The organism is Nostoc sp. UCD121 (assembly GCF_014222285.1).
Taxonomy (GTDB): Bacteria; Cyanobacteriota; Cyanobacteriia; order Cyanobacteriales; family Nostocaceae; genus Nostoc.
The window spans coordinates 23,259-45,428 of record NZ_JACKZS010000037.1 but is presented as its reverse complement, the minus strand read 5'-3'; the positions used below and the strand labels follow the sequence as shown (position 1 = coordinate 45,428).

Sequence of the window (22,170 nt, the reverse complement as noted above, 5' to 3'; positions counted from 1 at the left end):
CCTTTATAAGGGGAGGGTTAGGGTGGGGTAAAACAATATTTGATACATCAATCATGACTTTCCAAACATCCTCTTAGTCCACGGAGGTGGACTTTGTTTGTGTAGTAGCGAATTCCATTCGCCCAATACTTTTCTTTCAGTATAAAAAAACTTGCTAATAACCGATTACCAGTAAGGCTTTCATCATAAAAGTAAGCTAAACTTTTATAGCCAAGTATTGCCTAAAAATTTCATAATTAAAGATAGAACATCCCAATGGAGAATATAAAAATGCTAGAACAATATCGTAAACACGTTGCCGAAAGAGCAGCACTCGGTATTCCCCCTTTACCATTGGATGCCAAGCAAACCTCAGAATTATGTGAATTACTGAAAAATCCGCCCAAGGGTCAAGAGGAGATATTATTACATTTATTGCGCGATCGCGTTTCTCCTGGTGTTGATCCAGCAGCTTATGTCAAAGCCGGATTTCTCACCGCTATTGCTAAGGAAGAAATCACCAGTCCGTTGATTGCGCCCATAGAAGCAGTGCAATTGCTGGGTACAATGATCGGTGGTTACAACGTGCAATCTTTAATCGATTTGCTGCAATTGCCCACGGTATCCGTCTCAGACTCATCTGAAACTCCTCTGGTAATGGGTGGACAAGGAAAGGAACCCATTTCCGCCTACGCCGCCAACGCCTTAAGCAAAATCCTCTTGGTGTATGACGCTTACCACGATGTTTTAGAGTTGTCTAAAACCAATCCTTTCGCCAAACGGGTAGTTGACTCTTGGGCGGAAGCTGAATGGTTTACCATGCGCCCCACAGTCCCAGAAGCGATTACTGTCACCGTTTTTAAAGTCCCTGGCGAAACCAATACCGACGATTTATCACCCGCCCAAAGCGCCACAACTCGCCCAGATATTCCCTTACACGCCTTAGTGATGTTAGAGTCACGGCAACCGGGAAGCTTGGCAACCATTACCGAACTGAAGAAAAAAGGGCATCCTGTAGCTTACGTGGGGGATGTAGTTGGTACAGGTTCCTCGCGTAAGTCTGCCATCAACTCAGTATTGTGGCATACAGGCAATGATATACCTTTTGTGCCAAACAAACGCGCTGGGGGTTATGTTTTAGGTGGTGCGATCGCGCCAATCTTTTTTAACACAGCAGAAGATGCCGGTGCTTTGCCTATTCAGTGCGATGTCACCAAACTCGAAACTGGCATGGTAATTACCATCCATCCCTACAAAGGCGAAATCACCAACGAAACAGGCGAAGTTATTTCCACCTTTGACCTTAAACCTGATACCATCCTCGATGAAGTCCGCGCAGGTGGACGCATCCCCCTACTTATCGGGCGTACCCTCACCGACAAAACCCGTCTTGCACTTGGTTTAGAACCCAGCACCGTTTTCACCCGTCCCCAGCAAGCCTTTGATACAGGTAAAGGCTACACCTTGGCACAGAAAATGGTAGGTAAAGCTTGTGGATTACCTGGTGTGCGTCCCGGCACATCTTGCGAACCCATCATCACTACCGTTGGTTCTCAAGATACCACAGGCCCCATGACCCGCGACGAATTGACAGAACTCGCTTGTCTTGGTTTCAGTGCAGACTTAGTGATCCAAAGTTTTTGCCACACAGCAGCTTATCCCAAACCAGTAGACATCCAAACCCATCACGAACTACCTGATTTCTTTGCATCTCGTGGCGGTGTCGCCCTCCGTCCCGGTGATGGTATCATCCACTCTTGGTTAAACCGGATGCTGCTACCCGACACCGTGGGAACTGGCGGCGACTCTCACACCCGCTTCCCCTTGGGTATTTCCTTCCCCGCCGGTTCTGGGTTGGTAGCCTTTGCAGCCGCCTTGGGTGTCATGCCTTTAGATATGCCAGAGTCAGTTTTGGTAAGATTCAAAGGTGAATTGCAACCAGGTATCACCCTGCGGGATGTCGTGAATGCCATTCCCTACGTGGCAATTCAAAAAGGTTTGCTGACAGCAGAGAAGCAGAACAAGAAAAATGTTTTCTCCGGGCGAATTCTGGAAATCGAAGGTTTGCCAGATTTAAAAGTTGAACAAGCCTTTGAACTCACCGATGCTAGTGCCGAACGTTCTTGTGCCGGATGTACAATTAAGCTGAGTGTAGAGACAATTTCAGAATATCTGCGTTCTAACGTAGCGCTGCTGAAAAATATGATAGCACGAGGCTATCACGATCCGCGTACCATGCTGCGCCGTGTAGCAAAGATGGAAGAATGGTTAGCAAATCCCGTGTTATTAGAAGGCGATGCCGATGCGGAGTATGCCGAAATAATTGAAATTGATTTGAACGAAATCAAAGAACCAATTGTTGCTGCTCCCAATGACCCCGATAATGTTAAGTTATTATCGGAAGTCGCTAATGATCCAGTGCAAGAAGTATTCGTCGGTTCTTGTATGACGAATATTGGTCATTATCGGGCAACCGCGAAAGTTTTAGAAGGTGCAGGTGAAGTAAAAACTCGCCTGTGGATAGCACCACCAACCCGCATGGATGAACACCAATTAAAAGAAGAAGGTGTATACAGCATTTTTGGGGCTGCGGGTGCTAGAACAGAAATGCCGGGATGCAGCTTGTGCATGGGTAATCAGGCGCGAGTTGCTGATGGCACAACAGTATTTTCTACCTCTACCCGTAACTTCAATAATCGCATGGGTAAAGATGCGAGAGTGTATCTTGGTTCAGCAGAATTAGCCGCAGTTTGTGCGCTGCTGGGACGGCTTCCGACAGTGCAGGAATATTTGGATATTGTGGCGAGTAGAATTCATCCTTTTGCAGATGATTTATATCGGTATTTGAACTTTGATCAAATTGTCGGTTTTGAGGATGAAGGGCGCGTGATTGCGTTGGAAGATATGCCAAGGCTTGAGGATATTTTGGGTATGCCAGCTAGTAGTTTGCGTTAGTAGATAATTAAAGTAGGGTGGGTATTGCCCACCTCACTCCACAATTTCAATAGGTGAATATCAATGGAATTTTACACAGTAGTACTCAAGCAAAGCGCTGGTTATTGGGTTGCTTTGTGTTTAGAAAATGGAATTGTAGGACAGGGCAGTATTCAAGAAGATGCTATTAGCAAGCTAAAAGAGGCTATTGAATCTTTTGAAATTGTTTATGAGTCTGAAAGTAATATTTATAAATCTCCCGTTTCAATAGATGAATTACATGAATTTTTATTGGTTGAAGAAAAAGAACAAGATTCAGAGATATATGAATTAAGGAAGGTTTATGCCTAAAAATATACCTTCCCTGAAACCAAAACAGTTAATTAAGCTTTTAGAACAAGCAGGTTGCACATTTCATAGAGAAGGAAAAGGCGACCATTGTTTATATACTCGTGAAGTTGATGGTAAAAGGAGAGTAGTTCCTATAGATATGGGTGTAAGAGAAATGTCTCCTGGTTATGTTTTGCGTATTTTTAGGCAATTTGGTTTTACTGATGAGGAAGTAGAAAGTCTTTTAAGTTAAATAAATTTAAGTAATTTTAAGTTACGCTATGACATTTAGTAATCTCATGAAGCATCTGTAGTAAAGTTTAATCTTAGACCAAATTGCTGGGCAAGTTTTTGGTAACGCATACGCACTTCTTCGATTGATATATCTAATTGAGCAGCAGCATAATTAACTCGTTCTTCATTAATTTCTTCTTGGGGATCTAGAAAGGGGTTAAAAGCATCAACATCCCTAGAAAGCAGCTCGCGATCTATTTTATCTTGACAAATCCAAGATAATGCTCTGAGTGTTATTACCCTCGTATTTTGATTCTCAGATGACAACCTGTTTAGTAACTTTTGTATAGTCTGAGTATCTCCAAGTTGTACTAGTGCTGCCTCTACTGCTTGCTGCACCTCGCTATCAGCATTATTGAGCTTGGCAATCAAGGGTTCAAGCACTCGTGGATCATTAATCTTTCCTAGTGCCCCTGCTACTGCCTGCTGCACATCGCTATCGACATGATTTAGCTTGGCAATCAACGGTTCAACTGCTCGTGCATCTTTAATCTCTCCCAATGCCGATGCTACTGCTCGCTGCACATCGCTATCGGCATCATTGAGCTTGGCAATCAGGGGTTGAACTGCTCGTGTATTTTTAATTCTTCCCAATGCCCCTGCGACTGCTTGCCGCACAAAGTTATTGGAATCATTGAGTTTGGCAATCAACGGTTCAATTGCTCGTCCATTTTTAATTGCTCCCAAAGCCCTTGCTACTGTTTGCCGCACATCGCTATTGGCATCATTGAGCTTGGCAATTAGGGGTTCAACTGCTCGTGCATCCTTAATCTCTCCTAGTGCCGATGCTACTGCCTGCCGTACACCACTATCGGAATCATTGAGCTTGGCAATTAAAGGTTCAACTGCTCGTCCATTTTTAATTCTTCCCAATGCCGATGCTACTGCTTGCTGCACATCACTATCGGCATCATTGAGCTTGGCAATCAAAGGTTCAACTGCTCGTCCATTTTTAATTCCTCCCAATGCCGATGCTACTGCTTGCCGTACATCACTATCGGAATCATTGAGCTTGGCAATTAGAGGTTTAAGTGCTTGTGCATCCTTAATCTCTTCCAATGCCGATGCTACTGCTTGCCGCACATTGCTATCGGCATCATTGAGCTTGGCAATCAGGGGTTCAACTGCCTGCTTTTCACGTTCGTTACCTAGAATTCTGCATATTAGAGCCAACGCTTGTGTGTCAGATGTTAGATTACTGATAAAAGAGATTAACTGCTCCTTCTCTTTTATTGATGGTTGCCAACGCTTTATTCTAGGATGAAAATTAACATTGAACAATCGGAGTACTCCGGCTGCGGCATGGGAAGTGGGGGGGCTGCCCGTAAGCATTTCTAGCAAAGTATCTATTATTTCAGGCATATTATCAAAAAATATTTGATCAACTGGGAAAAGTATAATTCGCTTCCAAAGTATTTTCTCAATGATGAGAGCTGCCTTTATTGACTCCTCTTGGCTTAACTTAAGACGAGATGCTTGTTCCAAATAACATTTATGAAAAGTTTCCAGTTCGTTTGACATTGATGCTGTAGTAATCATTCCCAAAAGACCACCACAACCACCACGAACTTTTGCTTCTCTTCGTTGAAATTCTTGAAGAAGGATCGAACATAGTATTTCTGCCCACTGAGATTCAGCCAATTCTATAGCAGCAGTATCTACACTAGTTCCCGAAAACGGTGTATTGCCATCACGCTCACCAACATTCCTAACAAACTCTTGCAATATTTCCATTGCCATTTGTTCACTGGCATTAGGCTCATCAGCTAAACACAGAGCCGCCAGTACTGCACGGGGACGAGCCGTAATCTGAGCATCTTCTGTTTCAATTGGTTTGAGGATAGCTTGCAAAACATCGTCCACATCATCATCATTGCAGGAGGCTACACAAAGACGTAGTGCCTCTCGCCAGTTTTCAGTTACCACTACTTCTTGCTGACTGCGAAAAACAACAGGATGATCAGATTGCACTTCATTAATTTGGGCAGCAAGTGGGGCTACATAATCAGCAAGGTTGAGAGAGCGATCGCGGTTAGGGAAATGACCTTGCACAAGTGCCAATCCTGCCAAGTATTCTTGAAATGTGAGGTGACGAAATTCAAATACAGGAATGTCTCTGCCATTATGTGGAATAACACCCGCTTCTACTAAAATGCCTGTGCGATGTTCCAATAAACTCAGAAATTCTTTAGGTGTGTGCTTTTTTACCTCATGAAGATTGGGATATTCTTCTCGGAACTTTTCAAATAACTCTATCACTTCATCTTTCCGAAGTTGCTGTACTCCTCTATGACACATGGCATAGGCAATATACTCTAATTGCGGTAGTGCTTCATCATCATCTATAGGTTTGTCTACTTCAGAGCGCCAGTTAAGTAGTACATCTACTGCTTGTGCATACAACTTATGTCGGCGAGTCGGCAGTTTACCAACTTTACGCTTAACCAACGCCATTGTAGTAAGCAGCATTGGATTACCAGTAAGACGTTCAATGCGTTCAGCACTGTGAATGTCTTGAATCAATTCTGTTTCTGCCTTCTTTTTTCGCTCTGGTAATTCGGTAATATCACACCAGCGATGAGCAAAATCATCTTTATCTTTTTTTATCAGTTCAGCTACTGTAACATGCTCAAACTGCCGCCCTATGCGGTATTTCATTTCCCGATAGCCAACAATGCGGGAGGTAACGATTATGGGGGCTTGTTTATATGCGTCACAAATTTTTTCAATCTGTTGGCAGAATTCAGCTCGTAAAAGAGAATCTGTGATCTCATCCAAGCCGTCTATAAGTAACAGTGCTGTACCTTGTTTAAGTTTTTGTATTAAAATGCCACGCAGAGCAGTGCATTCAGGCTCGCTCATCTCGTCCTTACGCAAGATGTAATGCAGAATATCGTCTAATGAACGAATAGGGCTGACATTTTTCAAATCTCGACAACGGATAATAATTGGTAGCCAATCCTCATCAGGAAGTGTAGATACATCAGGCAAATCTTTCCAGTCTGGATCTTTTTCGAGCCGCAGCAAGTAGGCTGTGGTAATCCAACGAATCATAGTAGTCTTTCCTGCCCCTGGATCTCCCAGCACAACTAATCGTTTAGCCTTAGCCAGTCGTTCTCCAACAGGAACCCGCTTACCTCTATCTTCCCTTTCGTCTTTTTCTTCACTACTCCAGCCTGCTCTCCTACGCTGCATAGCAATGCGGCGCTTTTCAATTGCCGCTAATTCCACTTCCTCAACTTCAGCATTGGAGACAATTTCTACTTGGACGCGGAGTGCTACGTAAAGCTGACGCAGTAACAGTTTCTGGGTGGCAATATGGCGATCAAACTCTGGTAAGTTAGCTAAGTCTATAATGTCGCAGGACTCCAAAACCAGTTCCCGATAACGCTGTTCTGCGTCATTTCCCCCCTTTACATAATCGGAAGGTACTTGCAAAGGATAATATTTCTTCAGAGCAGTAATTAAATCATGTTGTGCTTTTGTAGGATCTTGCCAATATTGAGCAATGCATTCATCAAATGCCACTGTCTCTACGTCAGCTTCTTCATCCATTTGTACGCAAAAGATTCGTACTCGATAGTTATTTCTTGCAGCGTTAACAATCTGACGTGCCCATTTTGTTCCCAATGCTTTGATAGTTCCACAAAGTACCACCGGACTACCACTACTCAAAGCCTTAGAAGCTTCTTCAACGAAAGATTCTCCTACCATTACCGTTCCCCGATGAGCTACTTCATAGCCAGCTTCTCGAATCGGTTTCCCTAATTTTTCGGCAAACTCCTCTTCTCCCTTTGCATGGGCTATAAGAACCTGCTGAAGTATTTTTTTCATTTGACAGCCCTTAGCAAATCAGATACACCTTTAGACCAGTCTTCAATTAAGTCAGCATACTTGATATCAGCTAATATGGCAGGTGGTTTGCCTCCGGTCAGCAAAACTGGTAAAACTTTAACTCCGTGTCCACTCAGTTGCCGTGCTAAAATCGACATCCATTCACGATTTACCCACGGGGACAGGTCAGATGAAGAGTAACACAATACTAAATAACTTAGTCCTTCCAGCCCTTCATTGACGCGCTCAACAATGGAATCACCAACATCGATTTTCCATTCAGCAAACCACACTTGATGCCCAGCACTAGCTACTTCTGAAGCTAGTTTTTCAGCTGGCTCAGTATCAATTTGTCGATAGCTTATAAAAACGTTAGCCATAATATAGTAAGTTAATCTTTAATTTATACTTAATTTTAAGTATACTTGGTTAATTTAAAAACTCAAATCTAGTCAAATAAACAAAATATTAAAGCATTCCAAAGAAAGATGTATCTTCCAAAACGGGATGCTCACTGTTAATCAAAGATACTTGCTTGCTTTCCTCACAAGTTCCTCAAATTGTTTTGCTATATATATAAATACGGGGCGAAAACCTTTAAGAATATTTAAATTCAAAAATCGCTAAACATAGTTGAGGGATGAGTCATTTTTGACAATCCAGCATTTGTAAATCTGAAACAGTAAAGACCAATTACCAATGAACTAGGAGGTCTATTATGATGTTTAAAAAGATTTTAGTTGCATTAGATCGTTCGGAAATAGGGCAACAAGTTTTTGAAGAAGCATTGAGTTTAGCAAAGTTAACACAAGCTAGCTTAATGTTAGTCCATGTCCTATCTCCAGAAGAAGAGGGTAGCCCTTACCTACCTATGATGTCTAGTTTTGACTACTATCCAGGATTGACTAGTCAAAGCTTTGAGTTATACCAAAAGCAGTGGGATACCTTTAAAAATTTGGGAATCCAAATGTTGCAATCTTTCTGTGCCCAAGCTAATACAGCAGGTGTCACTACAGAATTTACACAAAATGTTGGTAATCCTGGCAGAATTATTTGTGACTTAGCCCATAGTTATGGCGCTGACCTAATTATTATGGGGCGGCGGGGTCATTCTGGACTAATGGAACTATTTCTCGGTAGTGTGAGTAACTACGTTCTTCACCATGCTTCTTGTTCGGTTCATGTTGTGCATCTTTCATCTGCTGTTAAAAAAGATGAAGTTGTCAAAGAAACTATAAGTACTTTAAGCGTGAACTAATTACTACTTTGTCAAACTACTTTTGAGGGTTTGTAGTAAGGATTTTAGGGTTTAGAAGAGAAGGACTAAAGCCCTTACTACGAACTTGCTTACCATCAATTTAAACTTGATAGACTACTAATATTACATAAATCCTAGCCAGCCAAATTCAGAATTTGGTTTATTCTCAACTACCCAATTACCTCAATTAATGGCCTCTATAGAGTTAAATCGCTACAGACTATCCTTAACTGCACGGTATTAGGCTAAAATTGAGCGTAGGCGTAGCTTGTCGTAGACATCGCTTTTTCAGTGAAAAAGAAAAAGTCCTCTACCCAAAATTAGAGTTGAGAGCAAAAAGTGGATCTATGAAAGAAGATACCATTGAGATCGCTGGTTTTCATGCTCATGTTTACTTCGATGCTGCGAGTCGGGATGTCGCTGCGCGTGTACGTGAAGGATTGGGCGGTAGATTTGAGGTTCAACTCGGACGCTGGTTTGACAAGCCTATTGGGCCCCACCCAAAAGGGATGTATCAAGTTGCTTTCTTACCAAATCAGTTTGATAAAGTCGTTCCTTGGTTAATGCTTAATCGTGAGGGATTAGATATTCTCGTCCACCCTGAGACAGGCGATGCTGTCTCAGACCACGCGGTTTATTCTCTCTGGTTAGGAGAAAAGTTAGATTTGAATATTGAGTTTCTTCGACAACTTAGTTCTACTTCATCCAATTAAGGGAAGTAAAGCACTTTGTTGGGTAAAAGTTATGGGCTAAGGCATGAAAGTTGATGATGAGGGCTAAATTGTCCACTACAAACTTCTGATGTTAATTTTCATATAATTCAAGCACGGGTAAACCTTTTTTGGGAATGCTGCTGAGAAAGCGTTCTCGAATTGAATCTAATTTATAGCTACAAATTAAACTTAGTATGCCAAGTAATACTGGTGTGATGACTATGTTTATAGGTAGATTAATTACAATTAGTAACAATGCTAAAATCGTCAATCCTAGAGTCAAATTTTGACAAAAACTTTTGACTTTATCTATCAAAATTAGAGATTGTCGACAACTAGGGCAATGCTTTGTATGTCTGTGCCAGATATCGTATAATTGCTCATCACTTAATTCTTGAAAAGGTGCTTCTACTACTCCCTGCAATGCAGGTTTACCACCGCCAAATTCATCTAACCATTTCCGAAAAGTAACAATGCCAACGTCAGCTACTGAAGGCATAAAATATAACTTTTGCCAAGTTTTATTCACCACAGATTCATTAACAGCTTGGGAGTGCATCATTGATAAATCTTGGTTACTCAACTTATAGCTAGATGAATGTTTTAAACCAGTTTGCAAATATTTGGGCAGAAGCTCAAACCAGAAATTACCTTTTTGTGGAGGGGTATCAGCAATAAACTTACCAATTTGTTTACAATAACCTGATTTGGTGGGCACAAAATACAACTGAAATAAAGCAGATTTACCGTTAGAATATTTATAGCTTGTTGTATTAGAACAGGGTGGAGTGAACTTCCTAGTCGCATCCATATCTTTGTTAAAAATATTGTAACCAGAATGCTTTAAAGTAAAACCATCTTCAGCAGACATTTCTCCAAATAGTTCAAAATGTTGTATGGGGATAGCTCTTTCTGGAGAAAATCCAGCAATTCCTTTATGCAAAAATTGAGCGTGAGAAGGATCAAAACTACTTTCAACAGAGACAGTGTAACCAACAGGAACTTCTGACATAAACCAATCGGTCAACGAGCTATCAAGTTGAGATTCTGGCATCAGGGCAGGTTGCTTGGTAGTGCTATCTTCAAAGGCAGTAGGACTATCATCTGCCCAGATCCATAGTAATCCTTGTAGCACTTGAGTCGGGTATGTTGGTACTTGCGATCGCTCACTATTACAAGCAGATTTTAAAGCCTTTTCGTCACTCAACATCGGAATATTTGTACATTTTCCTGCCTCATCAAAACACCAACCATGATGACGACACATTAGGTTTCCATTTTCATTGATACTTCCTAAAGATAACTGCGCCAATTTATGGGGGCAAATATCATCCATTGCTACCCAATTTTGATGTTTGTCTCTCCAGATTACCAGTTTTTTTCCAAGCAAAGTGATAGGGGTCGGATAAGAGGGTTCCAGATAGCTGACGGGAGTTATTGGATACCACTGTTTAGTCCAAGAGAAGCTAGTTATCATCAAATTAACTAATGTATTCAACTTTATTAATTAGGTATGCGATCGCATACCCCCAACACCATACTGGTACTAAAAGGGGTTAGCCTCTGTCACCACTTCTGGCAGTGGAATAAACTCTGTTTCTTCTGAAACGTTAGCAAAGCGGCAATCTTGCCAATCGGCTTTTGCTTGCTCTATCCGCTCTGGTCGGCTAGAAACAAAATTCCACCATTTGTAGCGTGTACCCAATGGTTCACCACCAATAACAATACACCGAGCAGGAGCAGCAGCAGAAACCCTGATTTCATCTTCTGCTTCTAGGATGGCAAGGCGATATGGCTCTAGCGGTTGCTCATTAATGCTTAAACCTTCTGTGACGCTGTATACTGCCCTTTCTGAATAACCAGTGGGGATAGTAAAGTGAGCATTGGCAGACAGTATTACATCTAAATAGAGAATAGGTGAGAAAACTTTGACTGGTGAGGTGTACCCAAGTGCTTGTCCAGCAATGAGTTTGATGATAGCGCCATTCTCTTCCCAGGTAGGAAGGGTTTGGGCAGGATAGTGAGTGAAGCTTGGATCGATTTCTTCGTATTCTACAGGCAAGGCGACCCAGGTTTGAATGCCATGAATGGTAGTTTCTTTTTGACGATCGCTGTCTGGCGATCGCTCCGAATGTACAATCCCTTTTCCCGCCGTCATCCAGTTTACAGCACCCTGTTGAATTTCCTGCACAGTGCCTAAACTATCGCGGTGCATCAAAGCACCATCAAATAGGTAAGTTACGGTGGCGAGATTGATATGAGGATGTGGTCGGACATCAATACCTTTGTTGGGTGGCAAAACAGACGGGCCAACATGATCAAAAAAGATAAACGGCCCAACCATTTGACGATGAAGATATGGCAAACTGCGGCGGGCAACAAACCCACCCAAATCTTTAACTTCAGGTTCAATCAGTTGAAGTATTGCCATAAGTGATGGGGGGTGATTGGTGAATGCTGGAATCATTATAAGTAGATCCGCCAGAAAAAAGCTAACCTCTATGAGTTATTTGTTTGTGCGATCGCCTCTGGCTGGCGTTTCGCGCCATTGCTCCTCTTCAGTCAGAATTCTGTTTCGATAAACAACTTAGAGAATCAGGCATAACACGATTAGAAGGGACTATTTGCACTTCAATACTTTTCGGTTAAGAGGGAAAGGGAAAGGGCTTGAATTTACCTTTCCCTATTACCCTTTAACCTTTCGCCAGACCAAAAGAGAGATTATTGGTGTTCCAACTGAGTCTGCTGCTTCAGACAAAAGCGATCGCACTGACGATTGCATTTAAGCGCAGATATAGCGTTTCGTAAGGAAGCTTCTCGTAGAGAAAAGAGAAAAAATCGAAGCTGCCATGAAATAACAACTCAACTTAATAGTACCCTTGAGGGTACTATTAAATACATTTTTTAGTTGATATCGTAGCTTTGAAGTACAGCGATGGAGGCAATCTTTTCTCTAATTAGCATTAAAAATTACAGGTTCAACAAAATAACCAGTTTCAAGCGTAATTACAGTCACAAATCTTGTGAATAAGTGGCTCTAGGTTTTATTCCAGGTACAAATTATCTTTATCAGCTTCAGCACTCAATATTTGTGCTTTGAATATATGAAGCTATATGAATACATTACTTATGTCAATAATTTATCCCCTAACACATCTAAGTCTTGCCTTGATCGAATGGATGTTAATAGGCTGGGCAATTCGTCTGTGGCAGAAATCAACTAGCTTCGCAATGATGGTGTTGCCTATAGTGCTATTAAGCATTAGCTATGACAATCTCATTCTTTCAATAGGAAGTTTGATTGGTGCAGGAGAGCTTTTGAAAACTCTCAGTATGCTGCGCTTTCTATTACATTATTTAGTTGTACCGCTATTCATTGTGATTGGTGTTGAACTCGCTCACCGCGCCGGAGCTTGTTGGGCCAATGGAGTAATGCGGGTTTTATCTGCGATCGTTGCATTGGGACTTGCAGCGATAGATATTGCCACCCATTATATAGGGCTGGAACTAGTTCCAATAGAGTTTGCGGGAATTCTACGCTATCATGTTTCCAACTTAAGTGGCCCGCCAATTATCACGATTGTAGTTAATATTTTTGTTCTACTAATTGGTATTGGTATTTGGTTCCGGCTGAAATGGCCTTGGTTATTTTTAGGAACATTACTTTCCTTTTTTGGTAATGCTTTGCCATCAAGTACAGTAGGTACACTTGCTGGTAGTGCATCTGAATTTGTCATGGCTATGAGTTTACTGTTAACTGAGGAGTTTTCCCAAAAAACGAAACAAAAAAGTTTAAGGGAAAGTGTTTTGATAAACAGGTAACTTATATAAAAAAGTAATTACTATCTGTGGTGGAATTGGCAGTGCTGCAACTGCGCTTGCCCTAATTTGTGCTAGTCTTGAGCCTGTTGTATTTAATGAGATTAATTATGTAAATATTGTTTACATTTAATCTGATTTCATTCATTGACTATTAATGCAGTTCGTTACAATAAAAGTATGGTTTTTCTCTCTAAAATCTGAAAGAAATCTAAGATTTTATATGATTATGCGCCTTCCCATAATTGCTATCACCTTTCTGGTTGCCAGTCTAACTACAGGTACACTTTTGAGTGTTGCTGCTCCAGCTTCAGCTCAGGAAATAATAACTTGTTCAAGCCAGAATAATCGCAGGAATACTTGTTCGATAAATACAACAGGTAGAGTGAGGCTTGTCAGGCAATTGTCTAACGCCAGTTGTAGAGGAAATTGGGGCTATGGAAGAAATCGTATTTGGGTGAAAAATGGTTGTCGAGCTGAGTTTTCAGTTGGCGGTCGTAGAAACGGCAGATATGACAGATATGACAGATATGACAGAAACGACAGAAACGACAGAAATGACAGAAATGACAGAAATAACAGATAGTCAACTGGGTATTTCATCAACATATAGGACTCATATTTGATTTTTGAAAAAACTCCGTACAACTCAAAAAGCCTTCTTTCCTATTGCCTTCCCACGGAAGTAAATTAAAACATCAAATCCAGACTTTTTCTCCATAAAAAAGCCCAGTCATTTTTTAACTGGGCTTTTAGCTATCTCAATCAATTATTGGGGGTAGACTAGTTTCCTCAATATCAATTAAGCAGCAGTCTGCTCTAGATTAACCTTGACAACTTTGTTCTTTTCTTTCTCGGACTTGGGCAGTGTCAAATTCAAAATACCGTTTTTATAATCTGCGGTGACGTTAGTGTTTTCAACCCGAGCAGATAGAGGAATTACACGTTGGAATTTACCATAGTAGAATTCACTCTTGGTAGTGCCATTGTTTTGGGTTTTGGTTTCAGACTTGCGTTCACCGCTAATATGAACAGTGTCTTCTGTAACTTGAATATCTAGGTCTTTAGCTTCCAGCCCTGGCAGTTCTAGCATCAGATAAATTGTATCATCAGTTTCTTGTAGTTCAGCAGCCGGAACTTTGACAGAGCCTTTTTCAAACTGTGTAGATGGGACTCTAGTGTCTCCCAATAGGCCGTTGATGTAACTTTCTAAAGCGTTCAAATCTTGTGCAGAGTTGTAACGAAATAACATATTAATTTATCCTTTGTACCAGTAGTAGTTTTTGGCTCAATCAACTTTGGATTTAAATCCTTGCCTTGATGATTTCCATATTATTGATAAATAACAAACTTGTAAATTCGGTTATTATCACCAAATAATGGATGATTCCCACACCAGATTAGGCGGTAAAAAAGATATTACGGTTTACTCGCATTTCTCGGTTCGGTAAACCGAATAATAGCTGTTAAAGGGGATTTGCTTTAACACTAAGCTTTACTTTGTTTTACCTAAACGGTTATCCCAGCGCTCCCACTTTTCTTTATTGAACTGACTGCACCACTTCAAAACTAAGTTCAATTTCAATTTTTTTAGTAATCTTTGCTTGTATGGGCGAGTACCAAACTCATTAAACTATATATTGTCTATTTAGATACTCCAGCTTCCGCACTTACCCGTTCTAGCATTGCTTGGTTTTGCCGTTGTTTTATTAACTATTAGTGTTCATAAGTTTCGGAGTCAGTTAAGTTAAACTGTACTATCTCATTAATTCTGATAACATCTGTTCAAGAATATCCTCCATGATTTCTTCGTCTAAGGAGCGTGGAGTTGGTGGGCCACCGAGAAATTCTTTGATAGTGATCTTCTGTTCTCTAAAATCCTTGACAAAATCTCGGATTTGAGAAATAACATTCATTTGAGATTCTATTGTTTTTAGCATCAAAGATATAGAGTTAATGCCTTTTTTAGCAGCTTTACGAGAATCACTTACCATAGTTCCTTCTGGAGTATTTTTTACTAAACGTAGTTCCAGTTTCAAGTTTTCATATTGAGTGATGAGAATTTGATTTTGCTGTTCTATAGTTCGACATTTGCGAGTTAAATCATCCTCGTTATTAAAATCAATAACTTCTCCTACCTGCTGAATTCGCTCAATTTCTAAAAGTCTTGCCAAATCTCCTTCTTGGTAAGCTTTATTAATTGATTTCATGATTTCTGTATGGTATATCTGTGTCTCGCTGTCTCTTGTCTTATCAGGGTGAAAGATTTCAGCTAATCTGAGAAATGTTTCCCGAATTTTTCTCTTATCCTCTGTTCTTCCTACAGAGGGAGATTCTTCTACAGACTGTTGTGCTTGCCAATATTGATGACTATCTTCAGCCGCTTTCTCTGAAAAATCTGATTCGGGTTCGGAATTATTAAATAGTTCGTTTAACTCTGTATTGAATTGTTTACGATTCGCATTTGGACTAATAATCCCTGTCAACTGGAGTTCAAGGTAAACTGCCTCTATATTTTTGATGGTTTGTTTGCCAAACTTTCTAGTGGTAAAAATTTCATCAAATAGAGCATGAATATCTCGGTCTAACTCAGCCATTTTTTGAACGTGGGGACTAGCTTGATGAAATATTTCTGTGGCAAAAGTTCGCATTTGCTCGACAAAATTATTCAATTCTGTTCGCTTTCTTTTAATCTGTTTAAGTAGCGATTTATGTTCTGCTTCCAAAAACTCCAAGCGGATATGTAATTGAGAGAGTGCTAATGGAGTTACTTCAGTTGATTGTAATGGAAGTGATTTTTTGCGAGCCATGAAACACGTTTGTAAGTTTAAGGTTTAAAATGTAATTGCCAAAGTTGTTTCGTCAATGCGAAAAGAACGTATCTAGTGATAATACATGAACTGTGGGTACGTTTTTGTCAAGAATTACTGTAATGGACATAGGCCACATCATCTATATTGTTACTATCGAGAAGCGCACTATGCGAGAAAAATTATAAAATATCACGATAAGAATGACACCACAAGACGCACGACAATACGCACCAGCAACTGAGCGAAACCGAGAACCAATTCTAGAAATACTTTTGCAGGTATTACCCGAAAGTGGCACTATTTTAGAAATAGCAAGTGGTACTGGTGAACACGCAGTCTTTTTCGCATCCAGGCTAAGTCCTCGCCTGTGGCTACCAACAGATGCAAATTTAGAGTTACGAGCCAGCATTAGTGCATGGACTGAACACAATGCCTGTGATAACGTTTATTCACCGCTTGAGCTAGATGTTAGAGAGCCAGTTTGGGCAGTGGAGAAAGGGGAAGTAACTCAGTGGCTTGATAAGGAGCCAATAGTTGCGATCGTCAACATTAATATGATTCACATTTCACCGTGGTCAGCCTGTTTGGGGCTAATGGCAGGGGCAGGCCGTATCCTAAAAGCAGGAGGTATCCTCTATTTGTATGGGCCCTTCAAACAAGGTGGAGAACATACAGCAGCGAGTAATGCAGCTTTTGACGAATATTTACACACCCAAAACCAAGAATGGGGTGTGCGGAACTTGGATGATGTAGTGGCAGCAGCTAGGGCAGAACATTTCATCTTGAAACAAATTTACCAAATGCCAGCCAATAATCTTTCAGTAGTGTTTGAACGTGCCGCTAATGAATAATTCTTGGAAATAATTTCTTAGTGGATATAATTCAATTCAAAATAATTGCAGATATGTGAATTTTCTGGCTACTTTCTGCTTTGCTATCTCAAGGCTACATATAGGACTCGTATTTGATTTTTGAAAAAACTCCGTACAACTCAAAAAGCCCTCTTGCCTCTTTCCTTCCCACGCAAGTAAGTATGGCTACGCTCCGGTGAGGGATACAAAAATCAAAGCGGATTCCTATAGCTTGGAAAGGAATTGATCACAAAACTATCCAAGCTATTCACAAGTTCCTCAAACTATTTGTCTACAATTCAAGACTCAGGGCATTCCAGAAGCGAAAGGCTCATTCTGATTGAGGCTAGAGGCAATGTCAGTCAAAACTTTAACAGTCAACGACAAACTTATTAGCGCCCGTGAGGAGGAAACTATTCTCCAAGGGGTGCAAGATGCAGGGATTCACATTCCTACTTTGTGCCACTTGCAAGGAGTTGAAGATGTTGGCGCTTGTCGGCTTTGTTTAGTAGAAATTGCTGGGAGTAATAAACTCCAACCTGCTTGTGTAACAAAAGTTGCTGAGGGTATGGAAGTCCAAACAAATAGCGATCGCCTGTAAAAACATCGTCGCACCATTATAGAAATGCTATTTGCTGAAGGGAATCACATTTGCTCGGTCTCCGTAGCTAACAATAATTGCGAATTGCAAGACTTGGCAATGTATGGATCATGTGCGATTAGATTATCATTATCCCCGATCGCAAAGTCGATAACCATCGCTCAGTATAACTTCAAAGATGTTTTGCCTCAATTGTCAACTCAAGAATTGTTGATTGGTATACCTGTAGGTAAACAACACTTTATCAATCTTTCAATCCCAAAACATGTCGTGCAGGAATGGCAAGAAATTGCACTAAAGTCCTGAGTGCTAAGGTCAAAATTCATTGAAAAAATAAAATGACTCGTTTAAAATTAGCAACAGTTTGGCTAGGCGGTTGTTCTGGCTGTCACATGTCTTTTCTCGATTTGGATGAATGGCTGATTGATTTAGCAGCACAAGTAGATTTAGTTTATAGTCCCTTTGCTGATGCTAAAGAATATCCCCCAGGGGTAGATGTAGTGTTAGTTGAGGGTGCAGTTGCTAATGAAGATCACTTGCAAATAATTCAGATAGTTAAGAGAGCGATCGCACATTCTTGTCTCTTTTGGTGATTGTGCTGTTACTGGTAATGTTACTGCTTTACGCAATCCTTTAGGTAGTGCCGAACCTGTTCTGCAACGTTGTTACATCGAAGCAGCAGATATTCACGGTACTATTCCCCATGAGCCTGGTATTGTACCAACCTTACTAGATCGGGTGATACCAGTGCATACAGTAGTCCCAGTTGATATTTATTTGCCAGTTTGTCCACCCTCAGCAACTCAGATTAAAGCAGTGTTAGAGGCACTCTTAAGGGGAGAAAACCACAGTTATAAGGACGTGAATTTATCAAGTTTGGTTAACTTCACAAGTTACTCAGATTCTTTATCTAAGTTGAAAGAGAGGCAATCACAAAATAATTTTAGAAGCAATTATGTTGAAAGCATCTGACATTATGACTAGAGATGTTGCTACAATTCACAGTTCAGCAACAGTGGCTGAAGCAGTTAGACTTTTGAGAGCAAGGGACTGGAAAGCGCTGGTTGTAGATCGCCGCCATGAACACGATGCCTACGGCATGATTACTGAGAAAGATATTGTATATAAAGTGATTGCTTATGGTAAAGATCCCTTTAGTGTACGTGTTCATGAAGTGATGACCAAGCCTTGTATCGTTGTCAATCCTGAACTTGCCTTAGAATACGTAGCGCGGTTATTTGCTGACCATAATTTGCAGAGAGCGCCCGTTATTCAGGGCGAACTACTGGGTATCATTTCCCTGGTTGACATTCTAGCTAATATTAACTTTCTTGAGCAATCCCATACTTTTCTGCTAGAACAACAACTTCAGGACGAAATTAAAAAAGCTCGTGTCATTTGCGATCGTCAAGGTATCCATTCAGAAGAATGTGCTGTTGCTTGGGATGCGATCGAGGAATTACAAGCCGAGATCGCATATCAAAGGGCGGAGAAAGTCATGAAAACAGCCTTTGAAGAATACTGCGATGAATATCCAGAAGCTAAAGGAATTTATGACAACTGGTCTAGTGGTTGACCTGAGATAGTTATGAAAAAAGTAATCATCGACCCAGTTACCCGGTTGAAATTCTGGCTTGCATTGAACACATAGAAATTATAATAGATGACCCAGATTTAATATCTAAAAGATTGCGTGCTGATGCTGGCATCAACCAATTAGAAGGAGTAGGTGTAAGTGAAGCACCACGCGGTACATTATTTCACCATTATCAAAGTGATGAAAATGGGTTACTTCAGAAAGTAAATTTAGTAATTGCCACAGGTCAGAACAATCTAGCAATGAATCCTACAGTCGCGCAAATTGCCCGACATTCTATTCACGGTTCAGAAATTGCTGAAGGGATGTTAAACCGAATTTAGGCAGGAATTCGAGCTTTTGACCCTTGTTTGAGTTGTTCAACTCATGCGGCAGGACAAATGCCTTTACATATTCAATTAATTGGGACAAATGGGAATATTGTAAATGAAGTTTGGCGAGATTAATCTATTCTGAATTCTCGCTCCTGACTCCTGAATTCTGTTTCGATAACTGAATTAATGAATCGAATAGGAGATTCTATTCCAGATACCTCTGAATCTAAAGAATTCTTATTTTCCTTTGCCTAGAGTAATAGAATAGCGATATAATCACCTATTGTTACTAATTACAAACTAGGCACAATCTCTTAATTATGAATCAATCCAATAATAGTGGAATGCTTGAACAGTTTGTCAATACAGTGATGGGGGTAAAAGCTGGGAATCAACAACAGTATCGAGATACATCAATAGCTACTACACAAGAACTAGATATCAGAGCAATTTTAGTTTACACACTAGGAACTATCCTACAAATAGTAGTTATGATTCTCGTCTTACTGGGAATGGAAAAATTAGTAATGTTAATTGATAGCAATTCTTCTTTTCCCAGTTGGTTTAGCACTTTATTGACTGGATTACTTTTTGCTCTCTTAAGTATCCGTTCACGAATTTTTTCTCTTTTAGATAATACCCGTTCTCGCCAGACTTATGACCAGGTAATTAGACCAAGATGGTCTCCTCCACCTTTAGTATTTCCCATAGTTTGGATGATAATTGCCGTTTTGCGGGTAATTTCTTCTATATTGGTTTGGCAGCAAATGAATCATCAATTTTTAGTGCTGCCTTTAATTTTGTTTGTGGTACATCTGGCTTTAGGGGATACTTGGAATACAATTTTTACTGTAGAACGGAGATTAGGTGCTGCTGTTCCTGTAGTTATTTTAGGCCCTTGGTTATCTGCTGTAGTAGTGACGGCAATTTATTGGCAAACTAATCCTGTAGCTGGAATGACTTTATCATTTTCTTGTGTATGGCTAACTGTAGCTGCTGTATTGGTATTTAGAATTTGGCAATTAAATGGATTTGAGCCATTGTATCCTTTAAAACTAACACCTCTGGAGAAATAAATACCCAAAATTCATCTTGGTATGAAAGCAAGGAAAAAGATCCCTTGACTTTTTAGTACCGCATTCAAAATTCTTCTGATGAAAAACCTGCCTGCAATATTGACTAATACCAGAATTACAGGCAGGTTTAAAACCACTATAAAAATGGATGGATGCAATCTTTAACTAACTGGAATAGGTTGACCGCTAGACAAAACTAAAGGAAAATTATGGACGTTAGGAGCGTGCATTGCATTTATAGCGAGATTGGCACGGTTCAGGATATCAACGTTGGTTCTAATTACTTCCCCTCGACTATCTAAGATGGAATGATTAAACTTCAACCCATTGATATTAAACGCCATTGAACATACACCCATCGCTGCAAACCAAATAGACTTATCCGAAAATGGTAAATGTATACGGCAAATGGATTTCAGCCATTATAATGCAATGTGCGATGCCTGCGGCGGGCTGCACCTACGCTAGATTAGGTATACGAAAGAATAGGGATTTGAGCATAAATTACGGCTAAATTATCAGTTTAGGTGCAAAAATATTGGTAGAGATAAAATTTATTTGCTACCAACAAATTTAAATATTAATAGCTAGTGAAAGTAAACAATTAAGTCGTAGCCTGACTAACCCACAAACGGTCATAATTACCTGGCTATACTTGTGCCTTGCTAAACGAAATTTCTCACTAGCGACTCGAAATATTTTTATTTTCCATAATCATTTGTTCAACGCCTATTCTTCTAGACGATAACTGCTGGTTTTCTTTTTTTTGTGATTCCGAAATTTCTTTCTTCCTCGGTTTCTTGTAAAGCGTGGTAATTGTTGACTCTCCTATGTAAGCTTTATCTACAATAAATTTTTGTTCAGAATCAAATTTACCTTGTGTTTCTCGGAATAAATTAATATCACTTGTTTTTCCTAAGCTTTCAATATAAATGTCAACAATATCTTCTCTGTTGGGCAATACAATAAACTGGTTTTTCAGGGTATGCATTTTTTTCTTGCCAGAGAGAGTAGTGCTGTTTTTGCTCTTGATAGTCTACAGGCTTTTCTATAGCTTGTTCTGCACTATCTACAATCAATTCATGCTCACAAAGAATTTTACGTAGTTCTTGATATTTCTGACTATCTTTTTCTACCTCTTCCATTTGAGAAGCTGGTAATATCTCTCTCAAAATCTTCACCCAATAATTAAAAGCATCATTAAATGAGGGCTTTTGATATATTAAATAACAAACCCAAAATATCACTCATTTGGTTTTTGTCGAAGGTAAACTAGACATAAATAGACCCCTTCTTTGGGAGACATTTCTGATTTACGTCCACCACCAGGAGCAATAAGACGAACTTTATTTTTTTGAATTTCTGTTTGTTTATGATTATTCTCAATGGAGGAGAAACAACAGTTCAACGAGGTGATTTAACTCATCCATTTTTTACGTCTCAGATGCCGATTGTTTTAGAAAACAGTGGCAAAATCGACCCAGAACGCATTCAATCTTATATTACTACCAAAGGTTATCAAGCGCTTTACCATGTCTTACGGGAGATGACACCCGATGAGTGAAGGTAAAGCATCTCTTGCTGACTTGGAATTGTTGGAAGAACTATGCGACATGGTGAAGCATACTAGTTTGTGTGGTCTTGGTCAGTCTGCACCCAATCCGGTATTTAGTACCTTACGTTATTTCCGTGATGAGTATTTGGCTTTGATCGACAAACCCATTACATGACAAGAATAGGTCGTACATCGCGTTATT

21 protein-coding genes and 5 pseudogenes are annotated in these 22,170 nt (G+C 40.2%); 17 read left to right on the top strand and 9 right to left on the bottom strand.

Translation table 11 applies throughout. The features are described 5' to 3' along the window. Window positions 1-270: 270 nt before the first annotated feature. The 3 genes from acnB (at window position 271) to GNF10_RS10845 (ending at window position 3,496) form a co-directional block, all read left to right on the top strand. Window positions 271-2,934, top strand: coding sequence for a bifunctional aconitate hydratase 2/2-methylisocitrate dehydratase (gene acnB / locus GNF10_RS10855; protein WP_185580665.1), 2,664 nt, complete (start codon window positions 271-273; stop codon window positions 2,932-2,934). Between the two features lie 63 nt (window positions 2,935-2,997). Next, on the top strand, window positions 2,998-3,264 hold the full coding sequence (locus tag GNF10_RS10850) for a type II toxin-antitoxin system HicB family antitoxin (RefSeq protein WP_185607153.1): 267 nt from the start codon (window positions 2,998-3,000) through the stop codon (window positions 3,262-3,264). Then, the gene (locus GNF10_RS10845; RefSeq protein WP_185584798.1) at window positions 3,257-3,496 is read left to right on the top strand and encodes a type II toxin-antitoxin system HicA family toxin; all 240 of its coding nucleotides are present in this window, start codon (window positions 3,257-3,259) and stop codon (window positions 3,494-3,496) included. Before GNF10_RS10850 ends, GNF10_RS10845 begins: the two co-directional genes overlap by 8 nt. Before the next feature lie 44 nt (window positions 3,497-3,540). On the opposite strand, the gene GNF10_RS10840 is transcribed toward GNF10_RS10845, so the two are convergent. Further along, a complete protein-coding gene (locus GNF10_RS10840; RefSeq protein WP_185584797.1) occupies window positions 3,541-7,371 on the bottom strand; it encodes a HEAT repeat domain-containing protein in 3,831 nt (1,276 codons plus the stop codon). Then, the gene (locus tag GNF10_RS10835) at window positions 7,368-7,751 is read right to left on the bottom strand and encodes a toll/interleukin-1 receptor domain-containing protein (protein WP_185584796.1); all 384 of its coding nucleotides are present in this window, start codon (window positions 7,749-7,751) and stop codon (window positions 7,368-7,370) included. The genes GNF10_RS10840 and GNF10_RS10835 overlap by 4 nt, the downstream gene beginning before the upstream one ends. A gap of 341 nt (window positions 7,752-8,092) precedes the next feature. On the opposite strand from GNF10_RS10835, the gene GNF10_RS10830 reads away from it, so the two are divergent. Together GNF10_RS10830 and GNF10_RS10825 are read left to right on the top strand one after the other, a co-directional pair. Continuing rightward, a complete protein-coding gene (locus GNF10_RS10830; protein WP_185586782.1) occupies window positions 8,093-8,629 on the top strand; it encodes a universal stress protein in 537 nt (178 codons plus the stop codon). Between the two features lie 347 nt (window positions 8,630-8,976). Continuing rightward, window positions 8,977-9,342, top strand: coding sequence for a DOPA 4,5-dioxygenase family protein (locus GNF10_RS10825; protein WP_185586778.1), 366 nt, complete (start codon window positions 8,977-8,979; stop codon window positions 9,340-9,342). Window positions 9,343-9,433: 91 nt separating this feature from the next. Here GNF10_RS10825 and GNF10_RS10820 read toward each other — a convergent pair whose 3' ends face one another. Both GNF10_RS10820 and GNF10_RS10815 read right to left on the bottom strand, forming a co-directional pair. Beyond that, a complete protein-coding gene (locus GNF10_RS10820; RefSeq protein ID WP_185586777.1) occupies window positions 9,434-10,819 on the bottom strand; it encodes a Rieske 2Fe-2S domain-containing protein in 1,386 nt (461 codons plus the stop codon). Between the two features lie 69 nt (window positions 10,820-10,888). After that, the gene (locus tag GNF10_RS10815; RefSeq protein ID WP_185586781.1) at window positions 10,889-11,773 is read right to left on the bottom strand and encodes a pirin family protein; all 885 of its coding nucleotides are present in this window, start codon (window positions 11,771-11,773) and stop codon (window positions 10,889-10,891) included. Window positions 11,774-12,456: 683 nt separating this feature from the next. Here GNF10_RS10815 and GNF10_RS10810 point away from each other — a divergent pair. From GNF10_RS10810 to GNF10_RS38490, 3 genes and pseudogenes are all read left to right on the top strand, one after another. Further along, a complete protein-coding gene (locus tag GNF10_RS10810; RefSeq protein WP_260445919.1) occupies window positions 12,457-13,164 on the top strand; it encodes a hypothetical protein in 708 nt (235 codons plus the stop codon). 154 nt (window positions 13,165-13,318) lie between these two features. Beyond that, window positions 13,319-13,600 (top strand): annotated as a pseudogene (locus GNF10_RS39475) (DUF3011 domain-containing protein); the annotation flags it as partial. 25 nt (window positions 13,601-13,625) lie between these two features. Continuing rightward, window positions 13,626-13,787, top strand: a complete 162-nt coding sequence (locus GNF10_RS38490) for a hypothetical protein (protein ID WP_260445918.1) — start codon at window positions 13,626-13,628, stop codon at window positions 13,785-13,787. A 176-nt stretch (window positions 13,788-13,963) separates the two neighbouring features. Here GNF10_RS38490 and GNF10_RS10800 read toward each other — a convergent pair whose 3' ends face one another. After that, entirely contained in the window at window positions 13,964-14,413 is a 450-nt protein-coding gene (locus GNF10_RS10800; protein WP_185586776.1) for an Hsp20/alpha crystallin family protein, read from the bottom strand. A 505-nt stretch (window positions 14,414-14,918) separates the two neighbouring features. Beyond that, a complete protein-coding gene (locus tag GNF10_RS10795) occupies window positions 14,919-15,971 on the bottom strand; it encodes a J domain-containing protein (protein WP_185586774.1) in 1,053 nt (350 codons plus the stop codon). Window positions 15,972-16,174: 203 nt separating this feature from the next. Here GNF10_RS10795 and GNF10_RS10790 point away from each other — a divergent pair, with 203 nt between their 5' ends. From GNF10_RS10790 to GNF10_RS10760, 7 genes and pseudogenes are all read left to right on the top strand, one after another. After that, on the top strand, window positions 16,175-16,825 hold the full coding sequence (locus tag GNF10_RS10790; protein ID WP_185586772.1) for a DUF938 domain-containing protein: 651 nt from the start codon (window positions 16,175-16,177) through the stop codon (window positions 16,823-16,825). A 355-nt stretch (window positions 16,826-17,180) separates the two neighbouring features. Next, window positions 17,181-17,562: pseudogene (locus tag GNF10_RS37845) on the top strand (2Fe-2S iron-sulfur cluster-binding protein); the annotation flags it as partial. Beyond that, a complete protein-coding gene (locus tag GNF10_RS37840; RefSeq protein WP_311774148.1) occupies window positions 17,544-17,732 on the top strand; it encodes a DUF3122 domain-containing protein in 189 nt (62 codons plus the stop codon). The pseudogene GNF10_RS37845 and the gene GNF10_RS37840, both read left to right, overlap by 19 nt. 32 nt (window positions 17,733-17,764) lie before the next feature. Continuing rightward, window positions 17,765-18,283 (top strand): annotated as a pseudogene (locus GNF10_RS10775) (oxidoreductase). 98 nt (window positions 18,284-18,381) lie between these two features. Beyond that, window positions 18,382-19,002 (top strand): CBS domain-containing protein, encoded by a 621-nt coding sequence (locus tag GNF10_RS10770; protein ID WP_185586766.1) that lies wholly within the window; start codon window positions 18,382-18,384, stop codon window positions 19,000-19,002. 44 nt (window positions 19,003-19,046) lie between these two features. Beyond that, window positions 19,047-19,469: pseudogene (locus GNF10_RS10765) on the top strand (nickel-dependent hydrogenase large subunit); the annotation flags it as partial. A gap of 188 nt (window positions 19,470-19,657) precedes the next feature. Next, a complete protein-coding gene (locus GNF10_RS10760) occupies window positions 19,658-20,413 on the top strand; it encodes a TspO/MBR family protein (RefSeq protein WP_185586764.1) in 756 nt (251 codons plus the stop codon). A 161-nt stretch (window positions 20,414-20,574) separates the two neighbouring features. Here GNF10_RS10760 and GNF10_RS10755 read toward each other — a convergent pair whose 3' ends face one another. The 3 genes from GNF10_RS10755 to GNF10_RS10745 form a co-directional block, all read right to left on the bottom strand. Then, window positions 20,575-20,772, bottom strand: coding sequence for a hypothetical protein (locus tag GNF10_RS10755; protein WP_260446294.1), 198 nt, complete (start codon window positions 20,770-20,772; stop codon window positions 20,575-20,577). 323 nt (window positions 20,773-21,095) lie between these two features. Continuing rightward, the gene (locus GNF10_RS10750) at window positions 21,096-21,404 is read right to left on the bottom strand and encodes a transposase family protein (protein WP_221643453.1); all 309 of its coding nucleotides are present in this window, start codon (window positions 21,402-21,404) and stop codon (window positions 21,096-21,098) included. Then, a complete protein-coding gene (locus GNF10_RS10745) occupies window positions 21,349-21,558 on the bottom strand; it encodes a hypothetical protein (RefSeq protein WP_185586762.1) in 210 nt (69 codons plus the stop codon). Before GNF10_RS10745 ends, GNF10_RS10750 begins: the two co-directional genes overlap by 56 nt. 227 nt (window positions 21,559-21,785) lie before the next feature. Between GNF10_RS10745 and GNF10_RS10740 the strand changes: the two genes are divergently transcribed. Continuing rightward, window positions 21,786-21,977, top strand: coding sequence for a hypothetical protein (locus GNF10_RS10740; protein WP_185586761.1), 192 nt, complete (start codon window positions 21,786-21,788; stop codon window positions 21,975-21,977). Then, a pseudogene (locus tag GNF10_RS10735) lies at window positions 21,970-22,143 on the top strand (NADH-ubiquinone oxidoreductase-F iron-sulfur binding region domain-containing protein); the annotation flags it as partial. The gene GNF10_RS10740 and the pseudogene GNF10_RS10735, both read left to right, overlap by 8 nt. Window positions 22,144-22,170 lie beyond the last annotated feature (27 nt).

Excerpts from the sequence above, each read along its gene's own strand:
- GNF10_RS10760 (WP_185586764.1), top strand. The coding sequence starts at position 19,658 with ATGAATCAATCCAATAATAGTGGAATGCTTGAACAGTTTGTCAATACA.
- GNF10_RS10800 (WP_185586776.1), bottom strand. The coding sequence starts at position 14,413 with ATGTTATTTCGTTACAACTCTGCACAAGATTTGAACGCTTTAGAAAGT.
- GNF10_RS10815 (WP_185586781.1), bottom strand. The coding sequence starts at position 11,773 with ATGGCAATACTTCAACTGATTGAACCTGAAGTTAAAGATTTGGGTGGG.
- GNF10_RS10850 (WP_185607153.1), top strand. The coding sequence starts at position 2,998 with ATGGAATTTTACACAGTAGTACTCAAGCAAAGCGCTGGTTATTGGGTT.
- GNF10_RS10745 (WP_185586762.1), bottom strand. The coding sequence starts at position 21,558 with ATGGAAGAGGTAGAAAAAGATAGTCAGAAATATCAAGAACTACGTAAA.
- GNF10_RS10770 (WP_185586766.1), top strand. The coding sequence starts at position 18,382 with ATGTTGAAAGCATCTGACATTATGACTAGAGATGTTGCTACAATTCAC.
- GNF10_RS10845 (WP_185584798.1), top strand. The coding sequence starts at position 3,257 with ATGCCTAAAAATATACCTTCCCTGAAACCAAAACAGTTAATTAAGCTT.
- GNF10_RS10750 (WP_221643453.1), bottom strand. The coding sequence starts at position 21,404 with ATGCATACCCTGAAAAACCAGTTTATTGTATTGCCCAACAGAGAAGAT.
- acnB (WP_185580665.1), top strand. The coding sequence starts at position 271 with ATGCTAGAACAATATCGTAAACACGTTGCCGAAAGAGCAGCACTCGGT.
- GNF10_RS10740 (WP_185586761.1), top strand. The coding sequence starts at position 21,786 with ATGATTATTCTCAATGGAGGAGAAACAACAGTTCAACGAGGTGATTTA.
- GNF10_RS10755 (WP_260446294.1), bottom strand. The coding sequence starts at position 20,772 with ATGGGTGTATGTTCAATGGCGTTTAATATCAATGGGTTGAAGTTTAAT.
- GNF10_RS10840 (WP_185584797.1), bottom strand. The coding sequence starts at position 7,371 with ATGAAAAAAATACTTCAGCAGGTTCTTATAGCCCATGCAAAGGGAGAA.
- GNF10_RS10795 (WP_185586774.1), bottom strand. The coding sequence starts at position 15,971 with ATGGCTCGCAAAAAATCACTTCCATTACAATCAACTGAAGTAACTCCA.
- GNF10_RS10830 (WP_185586782.1), top strand. The coding sequence starts at position 8,093 with ATGTTTAAAAAGATTTTAGTTGCATTAGATCGTTCGGAAATAGGGCAA.
- GNF10_RS10820 (WP_185586777.1), bottom strand. The coding sequence starts at position 10,819 with ATGATAACTAGCTTCTCTTGGACTAAACAGTGGTATCCAATAACTCCC.
- GNF10_RS38490 (WP_260445918.1), top strand. The coding sequence starts at position 13,626 with ATGGTTGTCGAGCTGAGTTTTCAGTTGGCGGTCGTAGAAACGGCAGAT.
- GNF10_RS10810 (WP_260445919.1), top strand. The coding sequence starts at position 12,457 with ATGAATACATTACTTATGTCAATAATTTATCCCCTAACACATCTAAGT.
- GNF10_RS10835 (WP_185584796.1), bottom strand. The coding sequence starts at position 7,751 with ATGGCTAACGTTTTTATAAGCTATCGACAAATTGATACTGAGCCAGCT.
- GNF10_RS10825 (WP_185586778.1), top strand. The coding sequence starts at position 8,977 with ATGAAAGAAGATACCATTGAGATCGCTGGTTTTCATGCTCATGTTTAC.
- GNF10_RS10790 (WP_185586772.1), top strand. The coding sequence starts at position 16,175 with ATGACACCACAAGACGCACGACAATACGCACCAGCAACTGAGCGAAAC.